Genomic DNA, 13,534 nt, shown 5'->3' with positions numbered 1-13,534 from the left:
GTTATTTAGAAATTAGTGATTAATGTTTAGTTGGTAATATTTTACATAAGAAAATGCATTGACGTCTGTTGTACCTATATAATTACCAGCTTTAAAGTAATTTTCAAATGGCCACTTAGCAAGACTATCATCCTCATATATTAAAGGTGTTAGGTTGTTTAATTGTAACTCTAATTTTCCAGAAGATGCAGTTATCTTAAAATCAAAAGGTTCAAAACCTACGTAACCCATATTTGTAGATTCATCTGACCATGTAGCACTTGTTACGTCAAGTAAATCATCTCCTGAAGTTGTTGGGTCTACTAATGATTTTTTATAAGACCAAATAAACCCATTAATCCAACGTATTTTAATTAAAGGAGGTCCATTATTTGAAGTAAAACCATGTGTATCCATATCTGATTGAGATATGATACCATGGATTTGCATTACTATAGTTTTATGATATTGATTATTACTATTATTATCTTCTGAAATATCAACCAAATTTAAACGACCTTCCATAACTCCTCCTTCTTCTAAAGTCCAATTTTCTTTTGAATTTGAAGGGTTTATAAGCTCTCTTAACTCTGTCCTTGAATACGAACTATTTGTTGTAGAAACCTCTGGATAAGTGTAAAAAACAATTGATTGATCATCAACATCATCATACATAAATGGTAAAATTGAAGCGTTTGTACGGTAACCACCATTAATTAATGTACTTGGTTGATATTCATCTGGACTACCATTATTGTTTTCGTCTACAGGTAGTGTGACTTTCCAGTTTGAAAAATCAATATTTGCATAGTTATCTTGGCTATTATCTGAAGATTGGTTATCATCAGGATTATCGAGTGTAGAAGAACCTAAATTTTGTGCTTCAGTTTGTTCATCAGAATCACTACAAGCTATACAAGCAAGCAATAAAACAGAATAAAAGAATAACTTTTTCATAACACAAATAATTGGTTTACCAATCTGGTTTACCAAATATATGGTTTTTTTTTAATATCAATAAAACAAAATACTTAATAAATATTATCAAAAAATAAAAAATCGTCAATTTGAGCACTCAAAACCTATACAAAAATAGGATTTTAGGCTATTTTACAAGTTATTCAAAAATTTGATTTAATGTTAATTAATTATATACTTAATGACTTTAAACACTTTACTATTTTTATAAAACACCATAAAATAATTACCGACTGCTAAACCAGTGGTATCAATATTATTTTTATCAATTTTAAATTCTCCAATTAAATTAGCTTTATTATCAAATAAAACAAATAGGTTATTATCTTTTGGTTTAACAGATTTAATATTCAAAAAAGTATCTGTAGATTTGGACGTTAATGTTTGAGGAATAGCGCTATCTAATAATTTTTGAGCTGTTAATTTTAAATCTATTTCTTGAATACTAAAACTTGCATAAAGCAAAGCTTCATCTTTTAAATCTTGGCTATTATTTAGACTTCTATAAATTCCCCATTTTGGTCGTGAAAACAAAGCTTCCTCTTGCCACATGTCCATTTTTAAATTTTCATAAGAAAAAACAGTTTCATTTGTAAAAACTTTTTTTAACTCAATAGTATATGATCCTTGATTAGAAAAAGTAATCAATTCTGTTACCTCAACCCAATGCCCTTTAATTTGATCTAAGACCATTGTTTTAATCGTTGCTTGTTTGTTTGTGGATGTATAACGCAACTCTAACTTATCTTTTGTACCTTTTCTTAATGTTAAAGAGATCATAGGAATTGACGCATAAGGACCACCTACAGATTTAATTTGGTGGATATGAGTAAAACTGGAAGACACCTTAAAATCTTTTGGTAATTTAAATTTCCATTTATATTCAACCGTTTCACCTTTAGTTGCTTTTAAATAATTTGGAGATGAGGCATAGGTTTTAATCTCATTACGTTGTCTGTCGTATTTTTTACAACGGTCATTATCAGGACTAGTATGAATAGAAAACTTAAATACATTTTTATTTAACTCTTTATCAAACACCTCTTGTATATGTCTTCCAAATTGAGAATGATTACAATCAGGAGCCTCAATAACATCATAACCAGGTGCTAAAACTGCATTTATATCTTCATAAGTATTTCCTGCTTCATTAGCTTCTAATAGAACTTGACTATGTATATTTTGAGCAATCAAAATACTTAATGCCATTAGTGATTTTCTGATATACATTTAAAAAAGTTTTTAATTAATTAGTCCTATAGTCTCAATTTGATTGTTGCTTTTAAGTAAAGGTGATTTTTTACCTGGAATAAACTTTTTCTTATCTTCCCATTTAGGACTTTTATAAATGATATTACTTTCTGAAGCTCCTTTAGACACTTTTACAAATCCACTATCGTGGAATAAACAATTATCAATCTTATTACTACTACCCTCTAGCGCTACAGGTATTTTAATTAAAAAACTATTATCAAATACAGTATTTTGTATAGTAACTTGATGAATACCCTTAACTTTTATTATGCTTCCTTTTTCTTTATTAGAAACTTTATTAAACACACAATGATCAATCATTAAATTACCTCCTTCTATATTTGAATCTATAATGGAACGCTTGTAATTTATGGCAAATTCTTCAATATTATTAAAAATGGTGTTTTCGATAATTAGATTATTTGCGTTAAACTGACCTTGATTTTTTTCATATGATAGATTTATTCCTCTAAAGCTATCTTCAAATCTAGAATTTTTAATTAACATTAATTCGGCTCTTGTCCCAGAATACCCTTTAATTATAGCGCCTCCACTATCATTTTTAAAATTCTTAAAAACACAAGTATCTATGGTTAGATTATATAGATCAGATTCCATTTTATCTGGTGAAACTATTGCATATTTTACAGGAGTCTTGTTTGAGCCATCAAATGTAATATTAGTAATACTAACAGTTATTCCTGCACTAACACGTAATAAATAACTAAGAGGCTTTTCTAGTTTAGAACTAGCCATAATTATTGTTTTACCATCAGGAGAACCATTAATCTTTAAATTAGATTTTATTTTAATTTGTTTGTCTAAGTAATAAATCCCGGGTTTTAAACTAATAACATCTCCGTTACCTGCTTTAGATATAGCTTTTCTTAATGTTCCAACTCCTGGATCTACAATAATATCAACAGAAATGGATTTAACTTTAGGAGTTTCAATTACAGGCTTCCAACCTGGACCTGTCCTAACCGTCAATGCCTTAGGGTATTTTTTGTTTTCAAGATTGAAAGCACCTGCTACATAAACTGCCCAAACTGATCCAGTGATATCATTATCTGAAGCATTTTTTGTCGGTAAAACTTGTTTTAAAACAGGATTATTAATTGAAGGCATTGGTAATGCCTTAAACATCTTCCAATCAATTGAAGCTTTAGTAAACAATAATGGATCTACTGTTGCTTGACTATCAACAATATTATTACTGAAAGTAATTCCACTAATATCATCTTTCGCTTCAAAAACTGAAGCACCTGTTGTATTAGATATAATATTATTAGCAAATGTTGTATTTATTGGAGCTAACGTTTTTTCTTTATCCTTACCTGCACCAAAAGCTATTGGACCACAATTTATAATTGTGTTATTTACAACCTCAACATTTTTTACTTGGTGATATCTATTTAATGGTGAATTTTTCACGCCATTCATCATTACAATAGGACCTCTATAACCATCTCCTGTTAATCCGACTAGCAAGTTATTTCTAACTACATGACCTTCATTAATAATTCTAATTCCTCCTGTATTAGCTACTGTATTTCCTAAAAATACGTTATTTTCTACCAATGCATTATTACCATGGCGTAAGGTTAAAGTACCCTTACTTTCTAAAAACAAATTATTTCTATAGATATTATCTCCAGATTTATTAGAAATAATTTCGATTTCACCATCACAATTTTTAAACGTATTATTTTCAACTATAGTTTTAGAAGATTTCATAGAATTTGCACTTGTACCAATCCTAATAGTCTCTCCTCCATTTTCACCCAAGTCAGGTCTGTGTCCAAAAAAATTATAATCAATAATATGATTATTCTCTATATGCGCATCTCCTTTTAACCAAACTACCAAAGTAGTCCCAGAAGATGTTTTACCTGTAAAATTATTATGATCGACTCGGTTATTTTTCCCCCATAAATCTACCCAATGATTTTTATTATCCTCATCTTTTACTTTATAATTTGAAATAGTCGAGTTTGTGAATCTACAGTTGTTTGCAAAAGTCTTACTATCCTTTTTAAACTGAATCACATATTTTGATGTTGTTACACCATCCTTAAACCATAATCCACTAACAATAACATATTCTCCATAAATACTTAAACTAGAATCACCTGTTAAAACCACTTTACCTGGTGTTTCAGCTTTAATAATTATAGGTGCATCTTTAGTCGCTTGACCATAAGCTTTTAAGTTTACGTCTTTCCAAATTCCATTTTTTAAAATAATCGTACTTCCAGGCTTTACTTGACCAATAGCTTGATCAAACTCTTGAATGTTTGATACCGTAAAATCTTGCGCAAAAGCGACAGAAACTAATAAAAAAGAAAAAATTATTGAAACAACATTTTTTAGAATCATAATACTATAGAATAAATTAACTAGCGTAATATAATCAAAAAGGATTCCAAAATAAAAAAACTATTAAGACAACAACACAAGGAAGTTTTTGTGCATAAAAAAAGCCTTATCAAAATATTGATAAGGCTTTAGTACTGAAGACGGGACTTGAACCCGTACGTCCTAATGGACATTGGATTTTAAGTCCAACGTGTCTACCAATTCCACCACTTCAGCATTGGTATATTATAAGAAAGTCTCAGAGCGAAAGACGGGATTTGAACCCGCGACCCCCACCTTGGCAAGGTGATGCTCTACCCCTGAGCTACTTTCGCAGTCTTTAAATGAACGTGCAATGATGTGATTGCGGGTGCAAATTTAGGACTTTTATAGGAACTACAAAGCTTTTTTTGAAAAAATTTTAAATTATTTTTTATTTACTTCTTTTTCAATAACATACGTTTGATCTCATTTAGCTTCATTAAAGCCTCAACTGGTGTTAAAGTATCAATATCTGTAAGTAAAATCTCATCTTTGATATTTTCAAGTAATGGATCGTCTAGATTAAAGAAACTTAATTGCATCTCATCTTGCATAGATTTAACTTTATCTGTCAATTCTTCGCTAGAATGACTTTTTTCTAGTTTTTTTAATATTTGGTTAGCTCTTTTTAAAACCTGTTGTGGCATTCCTGCCATTTTAGCCACGTGTATACCAAAACTATGTTCACTTCCTCCTTCTACTAGTTTACGTAAAAACAATACATTGTCTTTAAGTTCTTTTACTGAAACATTAAAGTTTTTTATACGCTCAAAAGTTTCCGTCATTTCATTTAGCTCGTGGTAATGCGTTGCAAATAATGTTTTGGGTTTTGCTGGATGTTCATGAAGGTACTCACTAATAGCCCAAGCAATAGAAATTCCGTCATAAGTACTGGTCCCTCTCCCAATTTCATCTAACAAGACCAGACTTCTATCTGAAATATTATTTAATATGGATGCTGTTTCATTCATTTCTACCATAAACGTGGATTCTCCCATAGATATATTATCACTTGCACCAACACGAGTAAATATTTTATCTACAACACCAATTTTAGCTTCTTTTGCTGGCACAAAGCTTCCTATTTGAGCTAACAATACAATTAAAGCTGTTTGACGTAAAATAGCAGACTTACCAGACATGTTAGGTCCAGTAATCATTATAACTTGTTGTTTTTCTCTGTCTAAAAACACATTATTAGCAATATAAGGTTCGCCAATTGGTAATTGTTTTTCAATAACTGGATGACGACCATCTACGATATCTAAATCATGAGAGTCATCTAAAATAGGGTAGACATAATTATTATCGGTTGCTAATTGTGCAAAGCCACATAAGCAGTCTATTTTACCAATTAGATATGCATTTTGCTGTACAGGCTTTATATATTGATTCATCCATAGGACTAAATCTGCAAACAATTTTTGCTCGATAGCCATAATACGTTCTTCTGCTCCTAGGATTTTAGCTTCGTATTCTTTTAATTCTTCAGTAATATAACGTTCTGCATTAACTAATGTTTGCTTTCTTATCCACTCTTCCGGAACTTTATCTTTATGTGTATTTCTTACCTCAATATAATACCCAAAAACATTGTTTGATGCAATTTTAAGCGAAGTAATACCTGTACGCTCGCTCTCGCGCTCCAACATTTTATCCAAATAGTCTTTACCTGAGGTGGACAATGCTCTAAGTTCATCCAACTCGGTTGAAAATCCTGCTGCAATCGCACTACCTTTAAGGATGTTAACTGGAGCTTCCTCGTTTAAGGTTTCTTTAATTTTTTCGCGAAGTACATTGCAACTTTGTAAATTATCTCCAATCACTTTTAAAGACTCGTTATCACAATTAGTTGCTAATCCCTTAATAGGAATAATAGCTTCAAGTGAATTTTTAAGCTGAATAACCTCACGTGGACTAACTTTTTGGGTGGCTATTTTAGAAATTAAACGCTCTAAATCTCCTATTAATTTTATGTGATGTTGAATCTTATCCAGAACCACAGTATCCGTCTTTAAATAAGATACAACCTCATGACGTTGCTTGATTTGATCTATTTGCTTTAAAGGCAATGCTAACCAACGTTTAAGCAATCGTCCTCCCATTGGCGAAATGGTCTTGTCAATAATATTTAATAAAGTTACTGCATTATTATTGGTAGAATTATACAGCTCTAAGTTTCGGATAGTAAAACGGTCCATCCAAACGTAATCATCTTCTGCGATACGCGAAATTGAAGAAATATGCTGTAGTTTGTTATGCTGTGTTTCGGCTAAATAATGTAAAATGGATCCTGAAGCAATAATACCTTCAGCTAAACCATCAACACCAAATCCTTTTAAAGATTTAGTATCAAAATGTTTTAATAACGTTTCGTTAGCATAATCTGGTTGGTACACCCAATCTTCTAAATTAAAAGTATGAAAATCTTCACCAAAACTATCTGTAAATTTATTTCGTTTTGGCTTAGCTACTAAGACCTCACTTGGACTAAAGTTTTGAAGTAATTTATCTATATATTCTTGATTACCTTGAGAGGTTAAAAACTCACCTGTTGAGATATCCAAAAATGAAATTCCGATATTAACTTTTCCAAAATAAACCGAACATAAAAAGTTATTGGTTTTAGATTGAAGCACCTCGTCGTTTAACGCAACACCAGGAGTCACTAACTCTGTCACACCACGTTTAACAATACTTTTGGTTTGTTTAGGGTCTTCTAATTGGTCACAAATTGCAACACGCTCTCCTGCTTTTACCAACTTAGGCAAATACGTATTTATTGAATGATGCGGAAAACCAGCTAACTCTGTTTCACTATCACTACCTGCTCCTCTTTTGGTTAAGGTAATTCCTAAAATTCCAGCAGATTTAACTGCATCTTCCCCAAATGTTTCGTAAAAGTCACCAACTCTAAATAACAATAACGCATCAGGATATTTAGCCTTGATGGTATTATATTGCTTCATTAACGGAGTGACTTTTTTGCTTTTTGTTGCCAAAGGATATACGTTTTTATTAAGTTTGCAATGTAACTAAATATTGATTTTTATTGAAGTCAAATTGATTTAAGTTATAGATAATTATCCACAATGTAGCGTTACAGATTGTCACTTTAACGACTTGTACAAATTACAGAAAACAAACATGAGAAAATTAAAAAATAGCGAACTAGATAGATTAAGTATTAACGACTTTAAGACTGCTAAAAAAACACCTATTATTATTGTTTTAGACAACATTAGAAGCTTAAATAATATTGGAAGTGTATTTAGAACTAGTGATGCCTTTTTAGTTGAAAAGATTTATTTATGCGGAATTACTGCTACACCACCACATAAAGACATACATAAAACAGCTTTAGGAAGTACAGATACTGTTACTTGGGAACATGTTGAAAACACTATGGATTTAGTTGAAAAACTACAAGCTGACAATATAAAAGTTTGCGCAATTGAACAAGCTGAAAATGCGACTATGTTAGACGATTTTAAAGTTGAAGCCAAAACTAAATACGCTTTAGTTTTTGGTAACGAAGTTAAAGGTGTAGCACAAGATGTAGTTAGCGCTAGTGATGTGGTTATTGAAATCCCTCAGTTTGGAACAAAACACTCTCTTAATATTAGTGTTAGTTGTGGTGTTGTGACTTGGGATTTGTTTAGTAAATTAAAAGCGTAATAATTATTTTACAGGCACCCAAATCTCCTCTTCAGTTATTGGATTTGACGGATGATAATCTTCAGGTAGTTTTTCAAAATGAGGTCTGTCGTCTATTTCAAACTCTGAATTAGGCAACCAAGTTGTATGTATATATTGCCAAGCCTCTAGAAAATTTTCTGGTTTTCCTTTGTAATTAAAAACAGCATACTGTCCAGATTGTATCGTTAAGACTTCCATATCAACTGGCAAACTCACAATATTTGACACCTCTACGCCTACCCATTTTTCAAATAATGCATTAGGTGACATTTTACTGTAATTAAATTGATCATAAACCTGAATTGAAAACTTCTCTGTCCCAATACGGTTTAAAATCTGGTTGCGATTTGGCATAAATTGCTTAGCCAACTTAGCTGTTCCTGGACCATTGGTTATAAAAGATAAGTTTGCTTTTAAGCCGACTATAACAATAGGTTTTGTGGTAATAATATTAGGCTTCATTTTTACAAATTTGTTTTAACAACCATAAATAATCTGCTCTGTTTTTTACAAAATCCTTATCAGAAATATCAATTATTTTGACATTAAATTCGGTTTGACTTTTCAAAAACTCTAAATAACCTGCATTAATTTTTTCTAAATAATCATCTTCAATTTCGCTTTCGTATTTACGACCACGCTTTTTTATATTCGCCTGAAGACGCTCTGTATTTTGATATAAATACACATATAAATCTGGCTTAGCTATGTCCTTATACATTAAATAAAATAGCTTTCGGTATAACTTAAACTCGTCTGGCTGTAACGTTATTTTAGAAAAAATCAAAGATTTAAATACATCATAATCACTAACTATAAAATCTTTAAACAAGTCTAACTGATTTAAATCATCTGTAATTTGCTGATAACGATCTGCCAAAAAAGACATTTCCAAGGTAAAAGCATACCGTTGAGGCTCTTTATAAAATTTTGGTAAAAACGGATTATCTGCAAAACGCTCTAAAACTAATTTAGCATTAAAGTCTTTTGCTATTTGAGTAGACAAACTTGTTTTTCCTGCACCAATATTACCTTCAATAGCAATATAATTATGATTAGAAAAATCAAATTGCTTATTAGGATTTTTTAACCAGATATTTAAAGATTCTAAAGCTGTGTGATCCTTACATTGATCTAATAACTGGTCGACAGTGACATTAAATTCTGGGTGATTAAACGTAGATGCAATTTGCTGCAAAGGCTCTAATACAAAACGACGTTTATGCGCTTCGGGATGTGGTACTATTAAATATTTGTCATTAATAACTTCATCTTCAAAAAAGATAATATCTAAATCTATAATTCTTGATTGATAGCCTGCCGATTTTTTAGGCAAACGACCTAATTGTTTTTCTATTTGCTGTAAAACACGCAGTACTTTTTTTGCTTTAAAATTAGTTTGTACTGCAATACAAGTGTTTAAAAAGTCATCTCCTTCAAAACCCAACGCCTTACTTTCAAAAACTTTTGCAATAGCAACTACATTACCAACTTCTGTAAATATAGCATCTACAGCGTTTTGTAAGTTTTTAAACTTTTCGCCTTTATTACTTCCTAACGCTATGTAAACTGTTTTAATCTCTTGCATAATTTCTTCAGCAAAATAACTAAAAGAAATTCACTTAGTTCTTATCTTTATCAAATCTGTTAATAAGTTTTTATGTCAATAAAAGATAAATTACTAGCTCAAAAAATCTATTTGCTTCTTGGAGCACTTTTTATAACCTCATTAGTGGTTTCTAATCTTATTTTTCAAAAATTTTTTTATTGGTACCCATTTGACATTACCATTTTTGGTGCTAAATTATTTGAAATTTCTGTTGGAATACTCCCTTACCCAATCACCTTTTTAATAACCGATTTAATTAGTGAAATTTATGGTAAAAAACGTGCTAATCAAATTGTTATTGCTGGTATTTTTGCTTCCGTTTTCTCATTATTAATTGTGTTTACAGCTAATACAGTACCTGCTACAAATTGGTCACCTGTGTCTGATGGTTTATTTACAACAGTTTTTGGAAATACAATTATCGCTGTGTTTGCCAGCATGATGGCTTACTTACTTGCACAATTAGTAGATATACAAATTTATCATTTTTGGAAACGCATGACTAATGGTAAACATTTATGGCTACGTAATAATTTTTCTACCTTTTTATCTCAATTTGTAGACACGTTTTCAGTCTTATTCTTACTGTGTAGTTTTGGAGAAATTGGCTGGGACAAATTTTACGGTTTACTAATTAGTGGATTTATATTTAAAGTTCTTATCGCTTTAATAGACACTCCTTTTTTATATTTAGGAGTCTACTTATTTAAAAAAAGATTTAAACTTAAAAACAACCAAGAATTAAACCTACTTTAACAAATGCTAAACTTTTATTAAATACTTTTGTTAAGACAACTATTTATTTAGTTTAAACGTAAATAAAACTGCACCCTTAACTCTTAATTTAATGAAGAAAAAACTAAAAATCGCTGGTATATCACTATTAATATTAATAACATTATTAATTGCAAGTCCTTTTATTTTTCAAAGTCAAATTAAGGATATGGTGCGTAATTATATAAATGAAAACGTCAATGCTAAAGTTGCCTTTGATGACGTAAACTTAAGTTTTATAAGCAGCTTTCCACAAGCCAACGTTACTTTAGACAACTTAGTTATTACAAACTTCAAACCTTTTGCTAATGACACCTTAGCCAAAGTAAAAGTATTGTCTTTAGACATGTCTATTAAAGAACTATTTAAGAATGCCGAAGAAGATCCTATAATAGTAAACTCTATTAATATTGATGATGCTTTAGTAAATTTAAAAACCAATGCCGAAGGTCAAGTTAATTGGGACATTGCAAAAGCATCTTCTAATACTACAACTACAACCGAAACGTCAAGCAAAGGCTTTGCTTTTGATATTGAAAACTACAGTTTAAACAATAGTGCTTTTAATTATCTAGATGAAAGTACAAATACCATATTTAAAATTAGCAATTTAAATCATTCTGGTAACGGAACATTTTCTGGTGACGTGTCTGAGTTAGACACAAAAACAGAAGCTAACGTAACATTTAGTTTTGATGGAACAGAATATTTAAGTAATAACAGTATCAAACTTGATGCTTTATTAGATTTAGATTTAACCAACAGCAAATACACATTTAAAGATAACAAAGCTTTAATTAATGATTTACCATTAGAATTTAAAGGATTTGTACAACTAATAGAAGGAGGACAAAATATTGACATAAGCTTTGAAAACCCAGGTTCGACCTTTAAAGATTTTTTAGCTGTTATACCAAAAACTTACGCAAAAAACTTAGACAATGTTGATACTTCAGGTAATTTTAAAATTAATGGTATAGTCAAAGGACAAGCTACCGAAACAACTATACCAACCTTAGACATTAATATTTTATCAAATAATGCGTCGTTTAAATTTGCAGATTTACCAAAGCGTGTAGAAAACATTAGTATTAATGCTCAAATAAAAAACGAATCAGGAAACGTAGATGACACATATGTAAATCTAAACACCTTAGACTTTAAAATAGATCAAGATCAATTTAAAAGTTCGGCTACCATAAAAAACTTAACTAAAAATATGTTAGTAGACGCTCATTTAGATGGCGTTTTAAATCTTGGCAACCTAAACCAAGCGTATCCAATAGAGCTAGAAAACGAATTAAAAGGAATACTTAAAGCTAAACTAAATACAAGTTTTGATATGAATGCTATCGAAACTAATGCCTATGAAAGAATAAAAAATAATGGAAGTATCGAGTTATCAGATTTTGTGTTTTCATCAGCAGACATAGTAAATCCTATAAACATAAATCAAGCTTCTGTTAATTTTAATCCTGGCACAATAACCTTAGACAAGTTTATAGCATCCACAGGTACAACAGATTTAAACGCTACAGGTACTGTAAACAATTTATTAGGCTTTTTACTAAGCGATCAAAAGCTAAAAGGAGATTTCAACCTACAATCTAACACCTTTAAAATTAGTGATTTTATGGTAGAAGGAGGAAGCGACGCACCTGTTAACCAAAGTGCAGAACCAGCAACAGCTTTAAAAATACCTGCTTTTTTAGATTGTTCAATTACAGCAGATGCAAAAACAGTATATTATGACAACCTAATATTAAAAGACGTTAAAGGAAACCTTAAAATAGCAGACGAAAAAGCACAACTTAACAACGTGTCTTCAAGTCTTTTTAATGGTAACCTGACCTTAGAAGGTTTAGTAGATACAAAAACAGAGCAACCAACATTTAACATGAATGTAGGCGCCAAAAACTTTGACATCACACAATCTTTTAACGATCTAAACTTACTACAAGCCATAGCTCCAATTACAAAGGCGTTACAAGGTAAACTTAATAGTACAATTAATCTATCAGGTAAATTAGGACAAGATTTTACACCACTTTTAAATAGTATTTCTGGTGACGCTTTCGCGGAATTATTAACCACACAAATTCAACCTAAAAACGAACAATTATTTTCACTACTAGAAAACAAACTAAGCTTTTTAGATTTTAGTAAATTGAATCTTCAAGATTTAAAAACAAAACTTTCGTTTGACAATGGGCAAGTTACAGTAAAACCATTTGACATTAATTACAAGGATATAAAAATGACCATTGATGGGTCACATACATTTAACAACACTATGGACTATAAAATAATTTTTGATGTACCTGCAAAATATCTTGGTAGTGACGTTAATAGTTTAATTAGTAAAATAGATGATAATTCTGTAAACAATATAACCATTCCGGTTACAGCTAACATAACAGGTAACACAACACAACCACAAGTGCAAACCGACTTGACAAGTGGTGTAAAAACATTAACCTCACAATTAATAGAAATTGAAAAACAAAAACTAATTAATAAAGGAAAAGGTAAACTAACAGATGTTGTTGGAAATATTTTAGGAGGTAACCAATCACAAAATAGCGATAGTACAACAACACAATCAAATGGAGGTGTAAAAGATGTTATTGGAGGTTTATTAAACAACGGAAACACAGCAACACCAAAAGACACAACATCAAACACAAATACCGAAGCACCTAAAGACCAAGTAAAGGATGCTATCAAAGGATTATTTGGTAAAAAGAAAACCAAAGATTAATTTTTGAGAAATTTTAACATTAATTCCTCGTTTAAAACTCAAAATTTGATGAAATTTAATGATTTGAGACTTTTTTTCAA

9 protein-coding genes and 2 tRNA genes are annotated in these 13,534 nt (G+C 30.5%); 3 read left to right on the top strand and 8 right to left on the bottom strand.

Translation table 11 applies throughout. The features are described 5' to 3' along the window. Positions 1 to 12: 12 nt before the first annotated feature. The 6 genes from ITB9_RS13670 to mutS all read right to left on the bottom strand — a co-directional run bounded on the left by ITB9_RS13670 (position 13) and on the right by mutS (position 7,613). Positions 13 to 936: a polysaccharide lyase family 7 protein gene (locus ITB9_RS13670; RefSeq protein WP_054852694.1), complete on the bottom strand. Its 924-nt coding sequence runs from the start codon at positions 934 to 936 to the stop codon at positions 13 to 15. A 183-nt stretch (positions 937 to 1,119) separates the two neighbouring features. Next, entirely contained in the window at positions 1,120 to 2,187 is a 1,068-nt protein-coding gene (locus tag ITB9_RS13665; RefSeq protein WP_082396245.1) for a heparin lyase I family protein, read from the bottom strand. Between the two features lie 12 nt (positions 2,188 to 2,199). Next, positions 2,200 to 4,590, bottom strand: coding sequence for a polysaccharide lyase 6 family protein (locus ITB9_RS13660; RefSeq protein WP_054852670.1), 2,391 nt, complete (start codon positions 4,588 to 4,590; stop codon positions 2,200 to 2,202). Positions 4,591 to 4,722: 132 nt separating this feature from the next. After that, a tRNA-Leu gene (locus ITB9_RS13655) sits at positions 4,723 to 4,806 on the bottom strand. Positions 4,807 to 4,832: 26 nt separating this feature from the next. Then, positions 4,833 to 4,904, bottom strand: a tRNA-Gly gene (locus tag ITB9_RS13650). A gap of 102 nt (positions 4,905 to 5,006) precedes the next feature. Next, complete coding sequence (gene mutS / locus ITB9_RS13645; RefSeq protein WP_054852669.1) at positions 5,007 to 7,613, bottom strand: DNA mismatch repair protein MutS; 2,607 nt, start codon at positions 7,611 to 7,613, stop codon at positions 5,007 to 5,009. 145 nt (positions 7,614 to 7,758) lie between these two features. Here mutS and ITB9_RS13640 point away from each other — a divergent pair, with 145 nt between their 5' ends. Next, positions 7,759 to 8,289 (top strand): RNA methyltransferase, encoded by a 531-nt coding sequence (locus ITB9_RS13640; protein WP_054852668.1) that lies wholly within the window; start codon positions 7,759 to 7,761, stop codon positions 8,287 to 8,289. Positions 8,290 to 8,292: 3 nt separating this feature from the next. Here the strand turns inward: ITB9_RS13640 and ITB9_RS13635 are convergent, their stop codons facing one another. Both ITB9_RS13635 and folK read right to left on the bottom strand, forming a co-directional pair. Next, complete coding sequence (locus tag ITB9_RS13635; protein WP_028607304.1) at positions 8,293 to 8,772, bottom strand: GyrI-like domain-containing protein; 480 nt, start codon at positions 8,770 to 8,772, stop codon at positions 8,293 to 8,295. Then, positions 8,762 to 9,898 (bottom strand): 2-amino-4-hydroxy-6-hydroxymethyldihydropteridine diphosphokinase, encoded by a 1,137-nt coding sequence (gene folK, locus ITB9_RS13630; protein ID WP_054852667.1) that lies wholly within the window; start codon positions 9,896 to 9,898, stop codon positions 8,762 to 8,764. Before folK ends, ITB9_RS13635 begins: the two co-directional genes overlap by 11 nt. A 72-nt stretch (positions 9,899 to 9,970) precedes the next feature. Here folK and ITB9_RS13625 point away from each other — a divergent pair, with 72 nt between their 5' ends. Together ITB9_RS13625 and ITB9_RS13620 are read left to right on the top strand one after the other, a co-directional pair. Beyond that, the gene (locus ITB9_RS13625; protein WP_054852666.1) at positions 9,971 to 10,675 is read left to right on the top strand and encodes a queuosine precursor transporter; all 705 of its coding nucleotides are present in this window, start codon (positions 9,971 to 9,973) and stop codon (positions 10,673 to 10,675) included. Positions 10,676 to 10,766: 91 nt separating this feature from the next. Next, positions 10,767 to 13,454: an AsmA-like C-terminal region-containing protein gene (locus tag ITB9_RS13620; RefSeq protein ID WP_054852665.1), complete on the top strand. Its 2,688-nt coding sequence runs from the start codon at positions 10,767 to 10,769 to the stop codon at positions 13,452 to 13,454. The last annotated feature ends 80 nt before the right edge of the window (positions 13,455 to 13,534 follow it).

This window comes from Olleya sp. ITB9, from assembly GCF_001315805.1.
Classification (GTDB): domain Bacteria; phylum Bacteroidota; class Bacteroidia; order Flavobacteriales; family Flavobacteriaceae; genus Olleya; species Olleya sediminilitoris.
Note: the sequence above shows the minus strand (reverse complement) of the source record. Positions and strands in the feature narration are given on the sequence as shown.